Here is a 19868-nt window from a genome sequence, read left to right as displayed (position 1 = left end):
CCTTGGTATCCAAATTAGGGGTCAATTCGTGTGATTGACACCCCCCCGAATCATACCAAGAGGGCTTTTTTTATTCAAGTCCCCGAAAAAACTTCTAACAGGAATGCTCCTTTTTTGAGAGCAAACACTCTCTTTTCAGTTGATAAAATCGAAATTGAAGCAAATACTTTTGCTATTGAATTATTACTTCCAGATGACGTTATCATTCAATACCAAGGCACCGATCTGACCATATATGACGTAGCTAAAATGTACAGTGTGCCACAAGAGCTTGTTCATTTAAAAAATTTTAACCATGAAACAGAACGTATATTCGTTTAATTTGAGGAGGTGTTTCGCTATGATCATTAATTTAGATGATTATCGGAAAAAGAAGAAAAAGAAAAGAAATGACCGTTCAATGGTCAGTATCCCTATATTTTCACGAATTACAGTAGAGGACAACAAATTAATCGGTGAGCTTGAGAATGGACAAAAAGTTATCATTCAAAACTTAGAAAAGGAGGAGTGAAATTGGCTAGTTTCCGTAAACACCCAAACGGAACATGGGAATATCGAATCCGCTATAAAGATCGGTCGACCGGTAAGTATAAAGAAAAATCTAAGCGTGGATTTAAAACAAAAAAAGCTCAATTGGCAGCCGCCCAGGCGGAAATGGAATTGGAGTATTACGGATTCTCTGAAGATGGGAACGAAAGAGTAGATGCGTATTTTGAAAAGTGGCTCGAAGTGTATAAAAAACCAAACGTCAAGCCGATCACTTATTCTCTCCAAGAAAGAAACGTCCGACTAAACATTCTTCCGCGTTGGGGGAATTATAAGCTTAAAGAAATTACCAGAGTTGAATATCAGAAATGTATTAATGAATTGAGGGAACGATATAGCGAAGGAACAGTTAGACGAATTCACAGTATCATGAATTCGGCGCTCAATGACGCTGTTCATGAATTCCGGATTTTACGCGAGAATCCCATCGCTAAAATCACCATTCCAAAGGAAAAAGAGAAAAATAACGAACTGAAGTATTTTACACGTAAACAACTGGAGAAATTTTTGAACGAAGTAAAAAAAACACAAAAGCATGCCAAATATCAGCATTCCATTCAGTACTATGTGCTGTTTACTCTTTTGGCACGGACTGGTTTGCGAATTGGAGAAGCATTGGCATTGACGTGGGATGACATTGACTTTGAAAACAAGATACTCACGGTGAACAAAACGCTAGTGTATCCGACTAACTCAACGCCGTATCTTTCGACTCCAAAATCGAAAGCAAGTTTACGAACAATCAAATTAGACGATGTGACGGTTCGTCTGTTGAAAAAGCATCGTATCAACCGGAATGAAATGTATTTAAAATACCAGAACTATAAAAAACCTGAAACCAACATTGTGTTTCATCAACATGACGGACGTTGGTTACGGACAAACGTTGTCCGTGAATATTTTAAAGAGGTTTGTAAGCGTGCTGGGCTTCCGATATTATCACCCCACGCTCTTCGGCATACTCATGCTGTTCATCTTCTCGAAGCCGGAGCAAATATTAAATACGTGTCCGAAAGGTTAGGACATGCAAGTATAAAAACAACCGCTGACACCTACCTCCATGTGACCAAAAAAATCGAGGATGAGGCACTGGAGTTGTATCAGCGGTACACAGAAAAAATATAATTGTGGGTGAATTGTGGGTGTGGCGTTCAAGAAAAAGCGCCACACCTTTGATTTTATAGGATTAACCAATACTACCTTCCATCTCGAATTTGATAAGCCGGTTCATTTCCACCGCATATTCCATTGGAAGCTCTCTTGTAAATGGCTCGATAAAGCCCATGACAATCATTTCTGTCGCTTCTTGTTCAGAGATGCCGCGGCTCATCAGATAGAACAATTGCTCCTCGGATACTTTTGACACTTTCGCTTCATGCTCGAGCGAAATGTTGTCATTTAAAATTTCATTATACGGGATCGTGTCGGATGAAGATTGGTTATCCATAATGAGCGTATCGCATTCAATATTCGAACGCGATCCTGACGCTTTGCGGCCAAAGTGAACGATACCGCGATAAGTCACTTTTCCACCTTGTTTAGAAATCGACTTCGATACGATGGTCGATGACGTGTTTGGCGCAAGATGAATCATTTTTGCACCAGCGTCTTGATGCTGCCCTTTTCCGGCAATCGCAATCGATAATGTCAAGCCGCGTGCACCTTCTCCTTTTAAAACAACAGCTGGATATTTCATCGTTAATTTGGAACCAATGTTTCCGTCGATCCATTCCATTGTTGCGTTTTCTTCACAAACCGCGCGTTTCGTTACAAGGTTAAACACGTTGTTCGACCAGTTTTGAATGGTCGTATAACGGCAGTACGCATCTTTTTTGACGATAATTTCAACAACGGCACTATGAAGCGAAGCAGTTGTATAAATTGGCGCGGTACATCCTTCTACGTAATGAACGTGCGCCCCTTCATCAACAATAATTAACGTACGTTCAAATTGTCCCATGTTTTCCGAGTTAATGCGGAAATATGCCTGCAACGGCGTTTCTACTTTCACGCCTTTTGGCACATAGATGAACGAACCGCCCGACCACACCGCCGAGTTTAACGCAGCAAATTTATTGTCCGTAGGCGGCACAACTTTTGCAAAATACTCACGGAAAAGGTCTTCGTTTTCTTTCAACGCAGAGTCCGTATCTTTAAAGATAACACCAAGTTTCTCCAAATCTTCTTTCATATTATGGTAAACAACTTCTGACTCGTACTGTGCCGATACTCCTGCTAAATATTTTTGTTCCGCCTCAGGAATTCCGAGCTTATCGAATGTCGCTTTAATCTCCGCTGGCACTTCATCCCAAGAACGGCCCGATTTTTCCGTCGGTTTTACGTAGTACGTAATTTCATCGAAATCTAAACTCGATAAATCGCCACCCCATTGTGGCATTGGTTTGCTGTAAAAAATATCTAACGCTTTTAAACGGAATTCAAGCATCCATTGCGGCTCATTTTTCATGCGGGAAATTTCTTCGACCACTTCCCGTGTCAACCCGCGTTTTGCGCGGAATACCGATACGTCTTTATCGACGAAACCATACTTATATTCGCCGATTTCTGGCGCTTTTTTCGCCATGCGGTTTCACCCTCCTTTTTTCTTCTTGCCATTAATGACGCTGGTGCAACCCTTTTTCCATTGCTTTCCATGCCAATGTCGCACATTTAATACGGGCCGGAAACTTCGAAACGCCTTGAAGTGCCACAATATCACCTAAATCAACAGAGTCATCATGTCCTTTCCCCTGCATCATATCGGAAAAGATATTGGCTAGCTTTAACGCTTCTTCCACCGTTTTTCCTTTGATCGCCTGCGTCATCATCGAGGCTGATGACATCGAAATGGAGCAGCCTTCTCCCTCAAACTTCACATCCACAATTTTCCCGTCTTCGACTTTCATCGTTAGATGAATACGGTCACCACAAGTCGGATTATTCATATCAATATCTACACTATTTCCCTCTAAAACACCACGATTTCTTGGATTTTTATAATGATCCATAATCACTTGGCGATAAAGCTGATCTAAAGGATTATTAGAAGACATGGCCAAAATACTCCTTTGTTTTCTGTAATGCGACTACGAGTTGATCGATTTCTTCTTTTGTATTATAGAGGTAAAAACTTGCACGCGCTGTAGCTGTTACGTTTAACCATTTCATTAACGGTTGGGCGCAATGGTGACCGGCGCGGACGGCGATCCCTTCCGCGTCAAGGACGGTTGCCACATCATGCGGATGAACTCCTTCTATGTTAAACGTCACTAATCCTCCGCGATGTTTTGGACCATAAATCGTGATCCCTTCTATCGCGGACAATTGTTCTAAAGCGTACTGGGCAAGTTCCTGCTCATGTGCAGCGATATTATCTAATCCGATTTCTTCAAGGAAGTCGATCGCCGCTCCTAAACCGATGGCTCCCGCAATAATTGGCGTACCGCCCTCGAATTTCCACGGAAGCTCTTTCCATGTCGATTTGTACAAGCCGACGAAATCAATCATTTCGCCGCCAAACTCTACCGGTTCCATCTTCTCTAATAATTCCCTTTTACCATATAATACGCCAATTCCTGTCGGACCGCACATTTTATGCCCAGAAAACGCCAAAAAATCACAATCTAGATCTTGAACATCGATTTTCATATGAGGAGCGCTCTGCGCGGCGTCCACTACGATGACAGCGCCATGTTTGTGGGCGATTTTCGCAATTTCTTTTACTGGGTTAATCGTTCCTAAAACGTTGGACACATGTACAATAGCGACAATTTTTGTATTGGATGTGACCGTCGCTTCTACATCTTTTAGGTCGATCGTTCCATCTGGCTGAAGCGGAATATACTTTAATGTGGCGCCCGTATATTTAGCGACTTGCTGCCATGGAATAATATTGCTATGGTGCTCCATGTACGTGATGACAATTTCATCGCCTTCTTGTAAATTAGCGCGGCCGTAGCTCGCTGCAACCATATTTAACGCCGTTGTCGTTCCTCTTGTAAAAATGATTTCTTGTGTGGACTTCGCATTAATAAACCGTCGTACCTTTTCACGTGCTCCTTCATATGCGTCCGTCGCTTTCGTACCAAGCGTATGCACGCCGCGATGGACGTTTGAATTATACTGGCGATAATAGTGATCAATCGCTTCAATGACGGGAAGAGGTTTCTGTGATGTCGCAGCGTTGTCAAGATATATAAGCGGCTTCCCGTTTACTTCTTGGTCCAAAATCGGAAACAGCTGCCGAACCTCTTTCGTATTCATGACTGCACTTTCCTTTCAATTACTTCAATAAGTTGTTTTTTCACACTTTCAATCGGAATAGCCTCTACAACAGGAGCTAAAAATCCATGAATGATAAGACGTTCTGCCTCATGTTTCGGAATACCGCGACTCATTAAATAATATAGCTGCGTAGGATCAACGCGGCCGACCGATGCAGCATGTCCCGCCATTACATCGTCTTCGTCAATTAATAAAATAGGGTTCGCATCTCCACGCGCTTTTTCGCTTAGCATTAGAACACGCGATTCTTGCTGCGCGTTCGATTTAGAAGCGCCATGTTCAATTTTTCCAATTCCGTTAAAAATCGAAGTCGCGCTATCTCTCACAACACCGTGTTTTAAAATGTAGCCTTCTGTATGTTTACCATAATGGACAACGCTTGTCGTAAAGTTTTGTACTTGCTCTCCTCGACCGACAACGACCGTTTTCGTATCGCCGAAAGAACCGTCGCCCATTAAGCGGGTAATGTTTTCAGAAACTGTATCTCCATCGTTCATTAAACCGAGCGCCCACTCAATGCGGCCATCACGGGCAGCGATACCGCGGCGGTTTACATAGGTTGTAATACCTTTTGCCAAGTTATCCACCGCAGCAAAAAACACACGAGCGTTCGTGTTGGCAAACACTTCGGCGACAATATTGACAACTGCTTTGCTAGTTCCTTTTGCGGAAATATAGTTTTCTACATAAACAACCCGGCTATTATCTTCCGCTACAACGATGACATGATTAAATAATGCGATATCATCATTTTCTTGAATATAAACAGCTTGAAGCGGAACATCCACTACAACATTTTTCGGCACATATACGAACACACCGCCGTTAAGTAGCGCAGCATGCAACGCCGTTAAACGATGCTCGTCAATTTTCACGCCATCTTTCATCAAATATTTTTGCAACAAATCCCCATGCTCACGTGCTGCTGTGAAAATATCAGTGAAAATGACGCCTTTTGCTTTCAACTCATCCGATAGAGATAAATATGCTGGTGTATGGTCGCGTTGGACATATAAGTTTTTCGTTCCCTCTCCTGCTTCAATAAGCGCCTTTACTGCTTCAGGCAATTCATCTAATGAAGCAAACGGCGCGCTTTCCACTACATGATTAGCAAATTGTGTGAAATTCCATTTGTCAATTTTTGTTTTATCCGGCTTTGGCAGCGGCAACTCTTCTGCTTTAGCAAGAGCTTGTAAGCGAAGCTGTAAAAGCCAGTCCGGTTCGCCGCGTCCGCTGGAAAATGAGCGCACATATTGTTGGTCGAATGGTATTTTTGTTCCTGTCGTCATAATATAATACTCCTCCTAACGCTTACGCTTCTTGCTCAACCGTTTCATCTTCAATGCCAAGTTCTTTTTTAATCCAATCGTATCCTTCCGCTTCAAGACGTTGTGCCAACTCCGGACCACCGGATTTTACGATACGCCCTTGCATCATGACATGCACATAATCCGGTGTGATGTAGTTTAGTAAACGCTGATAGTGCGTAATGATCAAACAGCCGAATTCGCTGCTGCGCATTTCATTAATTCCTTTTGAAACAATTTTTAATGCATCAATATCAAGACCGGAGTCGATCTCGTCCAAAATCGCGATTTTCGGTTCAAGCATCATTAATTGAAGAATTTCGTTGCGTTTTTTCTCTCCGCCGGAGAATCCTTCATTTAGATAGCGATGCGCCATATCTGGGTTCATTTCTAGAAACGCCATTTTTTCATCCAGCTTGCGGATAAATTTCATTAGCGAGATTTCATTGCCTTCGCCAAGCCGGGCATTGATAGCGGCGCGAAGGAAATCGGCGTTCGTTACCCCGCTGATTTCGCTTGGATACTGCATCGCCAAAAACAAACCGGCGCGTGCACGTTCATCCACTTCCATCTCCAACACGTTTTGCCCGTCTAATGTAATGCTTCCTTTTGTTACTTCATATTTTGGATGTCCCATAATCGCCGACGATAACGTTGATTTTCCCGTTCCGTTCGGACCCATAATCGCGTGAATTTCTCCGCCTTTTACTTCTAAATTCACACCTTTTAAAATTTCTTTTCCTTCAACGGATACGTGAAGATCTTTAATTGTTAACACTGCCATGAAGAATACCTCCAATTTTCACTAAAAATTGTGTATATCATTGACTTGCTTGTCTTTCCATTCTCATTTTATTCTCATTACAATCTTATAACAAATGAAAAGTATTAGCAACCTTTTGAAGAGAATATCACTATGTTCATAGTGAAAAATATTTTGATCAAGATTGTTTTATAAAAATAACGGAAGCGGACCGCTTCCGTTATTTTATTGCGCTGCTGGAATGACAGCACCTTTATATTTTTCTTTAATAAAGTCTTGAATTTCTTTCGACTGTAACACTTCGACAAGCGTTTTAATTTCTTTGCGGTTTTCATCGCCTTTGCGTACAGCGATAATATTGACATATGGGTTATCTTTCGGCGACTCAACAGCAATTGGATCTTTCGCAGGATCTAATCCCGCGTCAAGCGCATAGTTGGCGTTGATGAGCACAGCATCGCCTTCGCCGTTTTTATAAATTTGCGGCAGCAATCCTGCTTCCACATCTGCTTCAAATTTTAAATGTTTTGGATTTTCCACAATGTCTTTGACCGTAGCTTTTGTTTTATCGATACCTTCTTTTAATTTAATTAACCCTTTTTCTTGCAGCATCGATAAAATGCGACCATGGTCTGCAACCGAGTTGCTCATGATGATCGTCGCACCGTCTGGCAATTCTTCGAGGCTTTTATATTTTTTCGAGTAAAGACCGATTGGCTCAATATGAATGCCGCCAGCGTTGACAAAGTCATATCCATGTTCTTTTTTCTGTGCTTCTAAATATGGAATATGTTGGAAATAATTGGCATCAATTTCTTTATCTGCTAACGCTTTGTTTGGTAAAACATAATCTTGGAATTTAACAATTTTTAAGTCAATGCCTTTTTCTTTTAAAATCGGTTGTGCTTTTTCTAAAATTTCTGCATGCGGGACATTGGAAGCTCCAACCACTAATTTTGTTAATTTCCCTTCTTTTTTGCCACCATCAGCGTTGTTATTGCCTCCGCATGCTGCCAAAGCCAACACAAGAACGATGGCAAATAATGCACTAATCCATTTTTTCATATTGATCTTCCCCCTTTTATCGTTTATCTATTTTGGAAGTGACAAAGTCACCGATAAACTGAATCACAAACACAATTACTAATACAAGCACGGTTGCGACAAATGTCACATCGTTATGATTGCGCTGAAATCCTTCAAGATACGCTAAGTTGCCAAGGCCGCCGGCGCCAACGACCCCTGCCATCGCTGTATATCCAACTAAAGCAATTGCAGTGACGGTAATTCCAGATACAAGAGCAGGCAATGACTCTGGAAGAAGCACTTTCCAAATAATCGTGGCCGTTGTCGCTCCCATCGCTTTGGCCGCTTCGATGACACCTTTATCAATTTCGCGAAGCGCAATTTCCACCATTCTCGCGTAAAATGGCGCCGCTCCAATAATGAGTGCTGGCAATGCCGCATTTGCGCCAAGAATCGTTCCGACAACGAATTTCGTAAACGGGATTAACAAAATAATTAATATGATAAATGGGATGGAACGAAAAATGTTAACGATAGCGGCGATGATCATATTCGCCAAGCTGTTTTCCCATAAGTTTCCCTTTGACGTTAAAAATAAAAGCAGTCCAAGAATCGTTCCTAATATAAATGTTGCAACGACAGAAATTCCTGTCATATAAAGCGTTTCAACGGTCGCTGCCCAAATCATATCCCACTCTACATTTGGTAAGAGGTTAGCGAGCATCCGTAATCACCTCCACCGCTACTTGCTGCTTTCGAATATAATCGATCGCGCGGGCAACTTCCTCTTTCTCTCCATCCATATGAACAAACAGCACACCGTAAGCGCCTTGATGAGTTTGCGAAATTTTTCCTTGAAGAATATTCGCATCAACTTGAAATTGGCGAACAACGTTAGCAATCAGCGGCTGTTCCGTAACCTCTCCAACAAACGTCAATTGAAAAACCGTTCCTTTTGGATATTTATCGAGTAAATGCGCAATCGTTTCTTTCGTTTCCTCCGGTTCGATGACCTGCTGTACAAATCGTTTCGTAATCTCCTGCTTTGGCTGCCGGAACACTTGCAGCACTTCTCCTTGTTCGACAATTTTTCCGTTTTCCATCACTGCAACGCGGTTGCAAATTTTACGAATCACGTGCATTTCATGGGTAATTAATACAATTGTCAATCCTAAACGCTTATTAATATCCACCAAAAGTTCCAAAATGGAGTCGGTTGTCTGCGGGTCTAGCGCGGATGTCGCCTCATCGCACAATAACACTTTTGGATTGTTCGCCAAAGCGCGCGCGATGCCGACGCGCTGCTTTTGCCCGCCGCTAAGCTGTGACGGATAGGCGTTTTCTCTTCCTTGCAAACCTACAAGCTGAATCAACTCGTCTACTCGTTTTTTCCGCTGTTCTTTCGGTACACCGGCAATTTCTAATGGAAACGCAATGTTTTCGCGAACCGTTCTTGACCATAATAAATTAAAATGCTGAAAAATCATTCCGATTTCCTGACGGGCCTTTCGCAATTCCTTTCCTTTAATATTAGCAATATCCCGTCCAGCGACAATGACTTTCCCTTTGGTCGGTTTTTCCAATCCGTTAAGGAGACGGATTAATGAACTTTTTCCCGCCCCGCTATATCCGATGATTCCGAAAATTTCGCCTTCTTTAATTTGCAAAGAGACATTATCCACTGCTGTTACAGATCCATTGGCCGCTTCATATATTTTTGTCACGTTTTCTAATGTAATCATGCACATTTCCACCTTCCCTCATGTAAAAGACGGCTCGCCGCAAAAAGAAAGCCTTTCTGCTCAAGAGAACAGAAAGGCAATGATTACCGTTCTGTCTCTTATCTCTCAAAGCAGACGCTTTGTGTGAATTGGCACCATTTCAGCGAGTACGCTGACGGTTGCCGGGCTTCATTGGGCACATCCCTCCACCTCTCTTGATAAGAGCACAAAAAACACTTTATTCAATTAAAATCTCTCAATAATTACGAATGTGATTTTATCACTATATGTCGAATAGTGTCAATAGAAATGTTATATCATTATGGAAAATGGCATGATTATCATTTCTTGTGATTATGAGACGGAAACATCAGATGTAATTCCGGTAGCAGCCGCAATTGCCTGTTCTAAATCTTCGATTAAGTCATCGATATTTTCGATGCCGACAGATAGACGAACTAAATCTTCTGTCACTCCAGATGATTTTAGTTCTTCTTCGTTTAGCTGTTGATGTGTGGTGCTTGCAGGATGGATAATTAAACTTTTCGCGTCGCCAACGTTGGCAACATGCGACCATAATTTTACACTGTTGATCAATTTCGCTCCTGCCTCTCTGCCGCCTTTTACGCCAAATACAACGATGGAACCCGCTCCTTTTGGCAAATATTTTTTCGCTAGTTCTTTTGCTGGATGACTGCCATGTTCTGGATAAAGCACCCACTCTATTGCTGGATGACGATCTAAATACTCGACGATTTTTCTTGTATTCGCAATATGTTCTTTCATACGTACATGCAATGTTTCAAGACCAAGCTGAATTTGAAAGGCATTAAATGGGCTAATCGCTGGACCTAAATCGCGAAGCAGCTGCACGCGAGCTTTGACAATGTATGCAGCAGGTCCAAACGCCTCAGCATACACAAGGTTGTGATAGCTTGGATCAGGAGTAATAAATCCTGGAAACTTCGGCGAATTCCAGTCAAAATTACCACCATCAACAATGATGCCGCCTAAGGTCGTCCCATTCCCAACAAGCCATTTTGTGGCGGAATGGATCACGATATTCGCCCCATGTTCAATTGGTCTGCACAAATAAGGAGTGGCGAATGTGTTGTCGATAATGAGCGGAATTCCCGCTTCACGAGCGATTTGCGCCACCGCCTCAATATCTAATATGTGCAAACTAGGGTTGCCAATCGTTTCGGCGAAAATTGCTTTCGTTTTTGGTGTAATCGCTGCTCGGAAATTTTCCGGATTAGACGGATCGACAAAGTGGGTTTTAATTCCGTATTTCGGCAATGTATTGACGAACAAATTATATGTACCGCCATATAACGTAGATGCCGATACAATTTCATCCCCAGCTCCGGCGATATTCAAAATGGCCAGTGTAATGGCGGCCATTCCGCTAGCGAGAGCAAGACTGCCCACTCCACCTTCCAGCTGTGCCACCCTTTCTTCCAATACGGTAACCGTCGGATTGTGGATGCGTGTATAAATATATCCTTCTTCTTTTAGACCAAAAAGGTTCGCGGCATGATCCGTATTGGCAAATAAATAGGCGTTCGATTGATAAATAGGAACCGCACGCGCTCCAGTGGCAGGATCAGGCTTTAATCCGCCATGAATGGCTACTGTTTCGAAACGGTATTGTTTTTCACTCATTGAAACTCTCTCCCCCTTTACCTTTTATAATAAAACCCCTCTTCTTCTAAGAAGAGAGGGGGATGCACTCTTCTTATCTCTCAGAGCAATTCGCTCTGCTGGAATTAGCACCGTGTTGAAACAACCGGTTGCCGGGCTTCATTGGGCCAGTCCCTCCACCTCTCTTGATAAGAATGATATATACCATTTTTTCTGAATAATACTATTATTCCTCCTAATTGTCAATTCATTTTTTTATAAAAATTAAAAATAAAGAAATATGGTATTTAGCAAACATAGCGATACGGTTTTGACAAATGTAACAGAGACTCCAGAAGCAACATATGACGGAAACTTCCAGAAATGTGCACTTCTCGAAGCCGAATTTGTTGTTGTAATTTTAACCTTCCATTTATCAATGATTCCAGCGCCTCTTTCGATCCTCGAATGGTCACTAGCCGACGTTCATCTATCTTTTCCTTTTGACCGATTTTATATTTAGAAATCGCAACAACCGCTGTTTCTGTTTCACATTCAAACTGAACGTATAACTCTTCTTCTGGTAAAATCGGTGATAAATGATTTAATTTTTGAATTCGTTCTGTAAGCTGTCCTACTAATTCACACATATCCATTTTATACCCGCCTCCCCCATTATCCTGTCACTTCATTCATTTCCATAAAAAACAAGGAGAATCCTTTATAAAAATCTCGACAAATCGTCTGGAAAATAGGCAATATTCTCATCATTTCCCAAGAAATATGTCAAACGAAGTCAAATCACCGTTTATTTTAGTTCTTGCGCTGTCACCTTTAAGGGGAGGAGAGAATGAACAACATCTGTTCATTTTTCTAATTCTGAGGCAACATTTCCTTTATTGTTTCGTATAAATACGGTACAGAATGAAACGCGTATAATTTTTTTACAATATTGCCGCGATCAAATAAAAGAAGGCATGGAACGCTTTCAATTTTCCATGCAACCGCACGCTCTGGCATATAATTAATATCGGTCTTGTAAAATGGAATATGCGGAAATAGTTCCTCGACAACCTGGAGCATCCGCTCCGCAAGCTGGCAAGTGCCGCACATCGGTGTATATACATAAAGACAAGCCATATCTTTTTTATGAATAATGTCATCTATTTCTGGTAACTCTACTTTTTTCATTGCTACTTTCACCTTTTTAATAAATAATCGTAATGGACATCAAAGTTCGCGCGTAATAATACTTGGGCAATATGCCAATTCGGCGCTGCAGCCACTTCACGGTACATTCGGTCAATATATATATGTTCCGCTTCAGGAAATTCACGGCGAAACTGTTTTCGTAATTTTTCCCCCGCTTCATCGGCATCCACTAATATATACACTTCTTTATAATAGAGCTCCTCAATCAGTTCTTCCAGTCTGGCATCACTAATCGTCCCGTTTGTACAAATAATTTCAACCGGTTCATTAATAATGTTTTCAATTTTTTGTTTGTCGGAACGCCCTTCCACAATAATCACTTTTTCGATTTCTATCATTATTATCACCTGATTAGTTGAAAATGTCATTCATTTATTATATGGAAAAACAATACGATGGTTTCCACATGGATAAGGAAAGGAAACGAGACTATAGTCGTTTTTGCAAAATAAAGAAGAAAAGCAACGGTATAGCACCGTTGCTTTCGACCCCAACCAGCCTCACCGTCGCAATCGACATACTGTTGATCTGGTCCAACGGTGACGGTTATTTGCTTATCAATTCGTCTATTTTGTTGCTAACTTGCGACAGAGAAACATGACCTTCATATAAATCATGTTCTATATCCTTTGTTTCCGCTGCCATACGGGCACCCTTTGCAAACCTCTTTATGTATAGGGTGCCCATCGTTCGCGTGATCAACCGTGGTGATTGGGTGTATTATTATCCTTCTTTTACCATTTCCTCATATTGCTCTGCTGTTAATAAATTGTCGATCTCGCTCATATCATAAGGCTCGACAACAATCATCCATGCTTTTTCATACGGTGATTCATTCACATATTCTGGATTATCATTTAATTCTTCATTCACTTCTACTACTTTACCGCTAATTGGCGCATAAAGTTCGGAAACAGTTTTCACTGATTCGACGCTGCCGAATGGCTCGTTTGCTGTAATTTCCGCACCTACTTCTGGCAGTTCAACGAAAACGATGTCACCTAACTCCGATTGTGCAAAATCAGTAATACCGATGCGTACTTTATCTCCCTCGACACGCACCCACTCATGTTCTTCAGAATAGCGTAATTCCTTTGGTGTATTCATAATCGCACCCCTTCATAATAGATTATATTCTTTTTAATAATAACCGATTTTGCCAAAAAACTCACTGAACTCGTTACATTTGTTTAAAGAATTTTTCGTATTGCTCTTCGTTAAATCCAACGATGACATGATTTCCATCTGTTAAAATCGGGCGCTTGATCAACATGCCATCGGAAGCAAGAAGCTCAAGAAGCTCCTCTTCCGAAGCAGTATTCACTTTATCTTTTAGCCCTAACTCGCGATATTTCATACCACTTGTGTTAAAAAACTTTTTCAGTGGAAGCCCGCTCTTGCGATAAAGTTCTGTCAATTCCTCTTTTTTCGGCGGGTTTTCGACAATATGTACTTCCTGTACCGTGATGCCATGCTCATCGAGCCATTTTTTCGCTTTTCGGCATGTACCGCACTTTGGATACCAATAAAAGGTTAACGACATATTGCACCATCCTTTGCAAATAAAAGTACCAGGATAAAACCTGGTACTTTCCATTATTACACAATATAACGTTCTGCTTCAATGAGCGCCGCTGCCGCTTCACGTTTTTTCGCGATGATATTGATTGGAGTATAGCGCGTCAATTTGCGCAAAGCGGCCAACATCATGCGCAACATATCGCCTTGCTCTACTGCGATAATGGTTTCTTTCGCGTGCGCCTCGATTTCGTTGAACGCTTCCTGGCAGAAAATTTGCGTATAAAGAAGTTTTTGTTTGTTTTTCTCTACTCCGGTGTTTTTAATTGCTTTTTCTGTACGAAGCAGAGCAGATTCCATCGCGTAAATATTCGCAACAATGTCGGCAATGTTTACTAAAATTTCCTGTTCATTTTCCAATTTCGGGCCGAATTTTTGTGCTGCTAATCCCGCCGTCATTAATGCGATTTTTTTCGCGTTGCGTACTAAATATTTTTCTTGTTCAAGTACGCCGTCACCAACTTCTTCCGGCATAAGCATCATTAATTCTTCTTGAAGCTGTTGCGCTTTTTGAAGAAGTGGCAGTTCGCCTTTCATTGCTTTTTTCAAATACATTCCAGGAACTAATAGACGGTTAATTTCATTCGTTCCTTCAAAAATACGGTTAATCCGAGAGTCACGGTAAGCCCGCTCAATTTCGTATTCTTGCATAAATCCATAACCACCGTGAATTTGTACACCTTCGTCAACAATATAATCTAATGTTTCTGTTGCGAAGAATTTGTTTAGCGAACATTCGATGGCATATTCAGCAATCGATTTCGCAATTTCTTTTCCGTCTTTTGCTTTTTCCTCATCAAGAAGGCTCATCCGTTCGTCAAATAAACCGACCGTACGATAGACGGAACTTTCTGTTGCGTACAACCGGGATGCCATTGTCGCAAATTTTTCTTGTGTTAATGTAAACTTAGAAATCGGTTGTTTAAATTGTTGACGTTGGTTCGCATATTGAAGCGTAATTTCCAGCGCCCGTTTTGCACCGCCAACCGCACCGACTCCTAGCTTATAACGGCCGATGTTTAAGATGTTGAACGCTATAACATGGCCTTTTCCAACTTCCCCAAGCAAGTTTTCTTTCGGAACAGGCACGTCTTGTAAAATTAATGTACGTGTCGAAGAACTTTTAATTCCCATTTTCTTTTCTTCCGGTCCAGTAGAAACACCAGGGAAGTCACGCTCGACAATGAATGCGGAGAAATGTTCGCCGTCTACTTTTGCGTATACGACAAATACATCCGCAAATCCAGCGTTCGTAATCCATTGTTTTTCCCCGTTCAAAATGTAATGGGTGCCTTCCGCATTTAATCTCGCTGTCGTTTTTGCGCCTAACGCATCTGAACCAGACCCTGGCTCTGTTAATGCATATGCAGCAATTTTTTCACCAGTCGCCAACTTTGGTAAATATTTTCTTTTTTGTTCTTCTGTTCCGAACAAGGCAATTGGAAGTGATCCAATTCCGACGTGCGCACCATGAGAAATCGAGAAACCGCCGGCAAGCGCCATTTTCTCTCCGATCAGTGCAGAACTGATTTTATCAAGCCCTAAGCCACCGTATTCTTCCGGAATATCCGCGCTAAGCAGCCCGAGTTCCCCTGCTTTTTTTAGCAATTGCACAGAACGGTCAAATTCGTGATTTTCTAAATATTCTAATTGTGGAAGCACTTCGTTTACAACGAAATCTTCCGTTGTTTTTGCAATCATTTTATGTTCGTCTGTAAAATCCTCCGGTGTAAACACACGTTCACAAGGAATGTCTTCAATAAGAAAGCTTCCGCCTTTAATCGCATTTTCTAATGCTTTCGCCATTCGTAACTCCTCCCCTTGATTTTGTATATAATCGGGCGGAAATGATACCGCCCATTAAATTAATTCAAATACTCCTGCTGCGCCCATACCGCCTCCAATACACATCGTGACAATTCCGAACTGTACATTGCGGCGGCGCATTTCATAAAGCAACGATAACGTCAGTTTTGCGCCTGTACAACCAAGCGGATGGCCAAGCGCAATCGCTCCTCCGTTTACATTCACTTTTTCCTCATCTAGCCCAAGCTCGCGAATCACTTGGATCGATTGAGACGCAAACGCTTCATTTAGTTCGATTAATCCGATATCAGAAAGCTCTAACCCCGCAAGTTTTAACGCTTTCGGAACAGCAGCAACCGGACCGATTCCCATTACTTCCGGCGGTACGCCGGCAACAGCGAACGAACGGAATTTTCCAAGCGGTTTTAACCCTAGCGATTCTGCTTTTTCACGGTCCATCACCATTACCGCAGCGGCCCCATCACTCATTTGTGAAGCGTTCCCGGCTGTTACCGTTCCGTTGACCGAAAATGCCGGACGGAGTTTTGCTAAAGTTTCCATATTCGTATCTGAGCGTACCCCTTCGTCCTCTTCGAAAAGTATTGTTTTCTCGACTAGTTTATTATTTTCTACTTTTCGAACGGTTACTTCTACCGGGACAATTTCATCCTTAAATTTGCCTTCCCGAATCGCTTTTGCGGCACGCTGATGGCTTCGTACAGCAAACGCGTCTTGGTCTTCACGGCTTACCCCATACTTCATCGCCACTTGTTCGGCTGTATGTCCCATTGACATATAATACTCTGGAGCTTCTTCTGCCAGTTTCGCATTTGGACGTATCACATGCCCCATCATTGGAACAAGGCTCATTGATTCCACACCGCCAGCAATAACCGTATCCGAATGGCCAAGCATGATCCGCTCTGCAGCGTAAGCAATCGCTTGCAAACCGGACGAGCAATAACGATTAATCGTAATGGCAGGAACCGTGTATGGAAGCCCTGCAAGCGCCCCGATGTTTCTCGCAATGTTTAATCCTTGCTCCGCTTCCGGCATCGCACACCCAATAATAAGGTCATCGATATTTCCTTCATAATTCCCCGCGCGTTTCAACGTTTCCTTTACAACGAGCGCGCCTAAATCATCTGGACGTACATGGGCGAGCGTCCCTTTTTTCGCCTTTCCGACCGGCGTGCGCGCCCCAGCTACAATCACCGCTTCTCTCACAATCTTCCCCCCCTGTTTTTTCATATACGCTAGTTGCGCAACGGCTTTCCTTTAACAAGCATATGTTGCATTCTTGCTTGCGATTTCGGTTCGCCAACTAGGCTTAAAAATGCTTCGCGTTCTAAATCAAGCAAATACTGTTCATCCACTTCCGTACCGTATGGAACTTTTCCGCCGGCGATGACATACGCAAGTTTTTTCGCGATTTTTAAATCATGTTCACTAATGTATCCAGAATGATACATCGACTGCGCTCCAAGCAACATTGCCGCATAACCTGTTTCACCAACCACAGGTACTTTTTTGCGAACCGGCGGGCGATAACCTTGATCGTAAAGAGAAATCACCGCTTGTTTCGCGTCATGAAGCAAATGATCACTATTCATCGTAATGCCATCTTGTTTACTTAAGAAGTTCCATTCGCGCGCTTCCGCTGCTGAACTTGATACTTTTGCCATTGCGATCGTTTCAAACACTTTATTCGCCACTTGTTGCAAATCGACATTAACTCCGTTTGGCAGACTGTTTAAATATTTAATATAAAGTTCTTTATTTCCGCCGCCGCCAGGAATGAGGCCGACACCAACTTCCACAAGCCCCATATACGTTTCCGCCGCGGCTTGAATGCGTGATGATGGCAAACAAATTTCCGTTCCGCCACCGAGTGTCATCGCAAACGGTGCAACGACCACTGGTTTCGGGCTATACTTAATATTCATCATCGCTTGCTGGAATTGGCGAACAACAATCTCAATTTCAAAATAGTTGTCATCTTGTGCTTCCATTAAAATCATCGCAAGATTTGCGCCGACACAGAAGTTTTTCCCTTGGTTTCCGATGACAAGCCCCTTATAGTTTCGTTCTACTTCTTCAAGGGCATAGTTAATCATTTGAACAATATCCGTGCCGATCGCGTTATTTGGCGAGTGAAACTCTAACAACGCTACATCATCGCCAAGGTCAATTAAACTTGCGCCGCTATTTTTCTTAATAACGTCTTTTTGCTCTTTCAAGCGCTTAATATGAATGACTTTCGGGTTTTCTTCAATCGGTTTGTATTCTCCGTGGTCGTAATAGAATGCTTGCCCTTTTTCCGATTTATAGAAAGAGGTGAATCCATCCGCAAGCATATCCGTTACCCACGAAGGAATTTCAAATCCTTCTGCTTGCATTTTACGAACAGATTGCTCAACACCGATTGCGTCCCACATTTCAAACGGACCGAGCTCCCAGCCAAATCCCCATTTCATCGCACGGTCGATAGCGACAATGTCATCAGCAATTTCACCGAGCAATTTCGCAGAATAGAGAAGAACTGGGGCAGTAATGTTCCAAAGGAATATTCCTGCACGGTCATCCGCATATACAAGCGCTTTCAACTTATTGGCAAGCCCTTTTGCTTGTTTGCTCATTTCTACTGCCGGGGTTGTTAACTTTTTACGCGGCTCATATTCCAACGTTTCATAATTAAGCTCTAAAATATCTTTTCCTTGCTTCAAGAAGAAGCCTTGCCCCGATTTGCTGCCGAGCCAGCCTTTTTCGAGCATTGCTTTCATAAAGTCCGGAACGCGGAATGCCTCTTTTTCTTCTCCTTCTACTTTTTCAAATACATTGTTGGCAACGTGAATAAATGTGTCTAATCCAACTACATCAAGCGTACGGAATGTCGCGCTTTTCGGACGGCCAATCAGCGGCCCGGTAATCGAATCTACTTCTCCGACGCTGTATCCGCCTTTCATCATTTCTCTTACAGTGACTAAAAGTCCGTACGTGCCGATTCGGTTCGCAATGAAGTTTGGCGTATCTTTTGCCATCACAACGCCTTTGCCAAGAACCTCTTCTCCAAATGTTTTCATATAAGAAACCACTTCTTGGGCTGTATCTTTTGTCGGGATGATTTCAAGCAGCTTTAAGTAGCGCGGTGGATTGAAGAAATGCGTTCCTAAAAAATGTCTTTTAAAGTCCTCGGAACGGCCTTCTGCCATTGCTTCGATGGAAATGCCCGAAGTGTTTGAGCTGACGATCGTTCCCGGTTTTCTTACCTCATCTACCCTTGCAAATACACTTTTCTTAATTTCTAAATTTTCCACGACCACTTCAATAATCCAGTCCACTTCAGCAAGACGATGAAAATCATCTTCAAAGTTTCCTACTTCAATAAGGGCAAGATTGGACTTTGACATAAGCGGTGCTGGCTTTTGTTTCAATAACTTTTGCAACGCTTGATTGACAAGGCGGTTGCGCACTTCTTTATGTTCAAGTGTTAGCCCTTTTGCTTCCTCTTCCTTCGTCAGCTCACGCGGGACGATATCAAGAAGCAACGTCGGTATCCCCACGTTCGCTAAATGCGCCGCAATTCCCGAACCCATCACACCAGATCCGAGCACAGCAGCCCTTTGAATGCGTTTCACCATTCCTTTTCCCCCTCACACATTGAATGAATAGTCATTCATTTTATGCTGAAAAAAAATATGCCATTAAAATTGTTGCTATATTAAATATAAAATATGTTAATAATTTTCGCAATATATAAACTTAACAAATTTTGTATTCATAAGAAATTATTTTTTGGTGACGATAATAAAAGGAGGTGAGACTGATGGCAAAACTGAAAAAGAACCCTTCGGAAAGAGCAGTCAGCGCAGCAAGCGTAAAGGGTAACGCTGGTCCAACTGTGGAAACGGACGGCGGAGGAAAAAAGACGAGCCAAAACCAGCAATATAAGCGGCACAATATGCAAGGGGAGTAATTCACTCATAAGTAATATATGATGCA

General features: G+C 42.2%; 21 protein-coding genes, 1 pseudogene and 2 riboswitches. Of the genes and pseudogenes, 4 read left to right on the top strand and 18 right to left on the bottom strand.

The features are described from left to right. Nucleotides 1-30 precede the first annotated feature (30 nt). Genes FNL97_RS02625 through FNL97_RS02620 form a run of 3 tightly spaced genes read left to right on the top strand, consistent with a single transcriptional unit; the run spans nucleotide 31 to nucleotide 1671 of the window. Nucleotides 31-321: an ImmA/IrrE family metallo-endopeptidase gene (locus FNL97_RS02625; protein ID WP_286173463.1), complete on the top strand. Its 291-nt coding sequence runs from the start codon at nucleotides 31-33 to the stop codon at nucleotides 319-321. Nucleotides 322-340: 19 nt separating this feature from the next. Continuing rightward, nucleotides 341-511: a hypothetical protein gene (locus tag FNL97_RS17860; protein ID WP_167317815.1), complete on the top strand. Its 171-nt coding sequence runs from the start codon at nucleotides 341-343 to the stop codon at nucleotides 509-511. Nucleotides 512-513: 2 nt separating this feature from the next. Beyond that, entirely contained in the window at nucleotides 514-1671 is a 1158-nt protein-coding gene (locus FNL97_RS02620; protein WP_062755807.1) for a site-specific integrase, read from the top strand. Between the two features lie 61 nt (nucleotides 1672-1732). Here FNL97_RS02620 and sufB read toward each other — a convergent pair whose 3' ends face one another. From sufB to FNL97_RS02530, 18 genes and pseudogenes are all read right to left on the bottom strand, one after another. Next, entirely contained in the window at nucleotides 1733-3130 is a 1398-nt protein-coding gene (gene sufB, locus FNL97_RS02615; protein WP_143415000.1) for a Fe-S cluster assembly protein SufB, read from the bottom strand. Nucleotides 3131-3161: 31 nt separating this feature from the next. Beyond that, on the bottom strand, nucleotides 3162-3599 hold the full coding sequence (gene sufU, locus FNL97_RS02610) for a Fe-S cluster assembly sulfur transfer protein SufU (RefSeq protein WP_143414999.1): 438 nt from the start codon (nucleotides 3597-3599) through the stop codon (nucleotides 3162-3164). Then, entirely contained in the window at nucleotides 3589-4809 is a 1221-nt protein-coding gene (locus tag FNL97_RS02605; RefSeq protein ID WP_143414998.1) for a cysteine desulfurase, read from the bottom strand. The genes sufU and FNL97_RS02605 overlap by 11 nt, the downstream gene beginning before the upstream one ends. Further along, nucleotides 4806-6119 carry a Fe-S cluster assembly protein SufD gene (sufD, locus tag FNL97_RS02600; RefSeq protein ID WP_143414997.1) on the bottom strand — a complete coding sequence of 438 codons (1314 nt, stop codon included), beginning with the start codon at nucleotides 6117-6119 and terminating at the stop codon, nucleotides 4806-4808. The genes FNL97_RS02605 and sufD overlap by 4 nt, the downstream gene beginning before the upstream one ends. A gap of 22 nt (nucleotides 6120-6141) precedes the next feature. Next, on the bottom strand, nucleotides 6142-6921 hold the full coding sequence (sufC, locus tag FNL97_RS02595) for a Fe-S cluster assembly ATPase SufC (RefSeq protein WP_062678340.1): 780 nt from the start codon (nucleotides 6919-6921) through the stop codon (nucleotides 6142-6144). Nucleotides 6922-7125: 204 nt separating this feature from the next. Further along, complete coding sequence (locus FNL97_RS02590) at nucleotides 7126-7965, bottom strand: MetQ/NlpA family ABC transporter substrate-binding protein (protein WP_015864994.1); 840 nt, start codon at nucleotides 7963-7965, stop codon at nucleotides 7126-7128. A 16-nt stretch (nucleotides 7966-7981) separates the two neighbouring features. Then, nucleotides 7982-8650: a methionine ABC transporter permease gene (locus FNL97_RS02585; protein ID WP_143414996.1), complete on the bottom strand. Its 669-nt coding sequence runs from the start codon at nucleotides 8648-8650 to the stop codon at nucleotides 7982-7984. Continuing rightward, entirely contained in the window at nucleotides 8640-9668 is a 1029-nt protein-coding gene (locus FNL97_RS02580) for a methionine ABC transporter ATP-binding protein (protein WP_015864996.1), read from the bottom strand. Before FNL97_RS02580 ends, FNL97_RS02585 begins: the two co-directional genes overlap by 11 nt. Before the next feature lie 95 nt (nucleotides 9669-9763). After that, nucleotides 9764-9872, bottom strand: a riboswitch (SAM riboswitch). Nucleotides 9873-10001: 129 nt separating this feature from the next. Then, a complete protein-coding gene (locus FNL97_RS02575; protein ID WP_062755798.1) occupies nucleotides 10002-11312 on the bottom strand; it encodes an O-acetylhomoserine aminocarboxypropyltransferase/cysteine synthase family protein in 1311 nt (436 codons plus the stop codon). A gap of 70 nt (nucleotides 11313-11382) precedes the next feature. Continuing rightward, nucleotides 11383-11486, bottom strand: a riboswitch (SAM riboswitch). Nucleotides 11487-11578: 92 nt separating this feature from the next. Continuing rightward, nucleotides 11579-11926, bottom strand: a complete 348-nt coding sequence (locus FNL97_RS02570) for an SCP2 sterol-binding domain-containing protein (RefSeq protein WP_171698814.1) — start codon at nucleotides 11924-11926, stop codon at nucleotides 11579-11581. A gap of 217 nt (nucleotides 11927-12143) precedes the next feature. Further along, nucleotides 12144-12461, bottom strand: coding sequence for a thioredoxin family protein (locus tag FNL97_RS02565; protein WP_062678343.1), 318 nt, complete (start codon nucleotides 12459-12461; stop codon nucleotides 12144-12146). Between the two features lie 8 nt (nucleotides 12462-12469). Further along, entirely contained in the window at nucleotides 12470-12820 is a 351-nt protein-coding gene (locus FNL97_RS02560; RefSeq protein ID WP_062678344.1) for a toprim domain-containing protein, read from the bottom strand. A 26-nt stretch (nucleotides 12821-12846) separates the two neighbouring features. Then, nucleotides 12847-13047, bottom strand: a pseudogene (locus FNL97_RS02555) (hypothetical protein); the annotation flags it as partial. A 158-nt stretch (nucleotides 13048-13205) separates the two neighbouring features. Then, complete coding sequence (gene gcvH / locus FNL97_RS02550) at nucleotides 13206-13589, bottom strand: glycine cleavage system protein GcvH (protein WP_015865000.1); 384 nt, start codon at nucleotides 13587-13589, stop codon at nucleotides 13206-13208. A gap of 73 nt (nucleotides 13590-13662) precedes the next feature. Next, nucleotides 13663-14025, bottom strand: a complete 363-nt coding sequence (locus FNL97_RS02545) for an arsenate reductase family protein (protein WP_062678345.1) — start codon at nucleotides 14023-14025, stop codon at nucleotides 13663-13665. A 56-nt stretch (nucleotides 14026-14081) separates the two neighbouring features. After that, the gene (locus FNL97_RS02540; RefSeq protein WP_143414995.1) at nucleotides 14082-15866 is read right to left on the bottom strand and encodes an acyl-CoA dehydrogenase FadE; all 1785 of its coding nucleotides are present in this window, start codon (nucleotides 15864-15866) and stop codon (nucleotides 14082-14084) included. A gap of 54 nt (nucleotides 15867-15920) precedes the next feature. Further along, the gene (locus FNL97_RS02535) at nucleotides 15921-17093 is read right to left on the bottom strand and encodes an acetyl-CoA C-acetyltransferase (protein ID WP_143414994.1); all 1173 of its coding nucleotides are present in this window, start codon (nucleotides 17091-17093) and stop codon (nucleotides 15921-15923) included. 29 nt (nucleotides 17094-17122) lie between these two features. Further along, nucleotides 17123-19507, bottom strand: coding sequence for a 3-hydroxyacyl-CoA dehydrogenase/enoyl-CoA hydratase family protein (locus FNL97_RS02530; RefSeq protein WP_143414993.1), 2385 nt, complete (start codon nucleotides 19505-19507; stop codon nucleotides 17123-17125). Nucleotides 19508-19692: 185 nt separating this feature from the next. On the opposite strand from FNL97_RS02530, the gene FNL97_RS02525 reads away from it, so the two are divergent. After that, nucleotides 19693-19842 (top strand): YuzL family protein, encoded by a 150-nt coding sequence (locus FNL97_RS02525; RefSeq protein WP_015865005.1) that lies wholly within the window; start codon nucleotides 19693-19695, stop codon nucleotides 19840-19842. Nucleotides 19843-19868 lie beyond the last annotated feature (26 nt).

It is taken from the genome of Geobacillus sp. E263 (assembly GCF_007197795.1).
GTDB lineage: Bacteria > Bacillota > Bacilli > Bacillales > Anoxybacillaceae > Parageobacillus_B > Parageobacillus_B toebii.
Note: the sequence above shows the minus strand (reverse complement) of the source record. Positions and strands in the feature narration are given on the sequence as shown.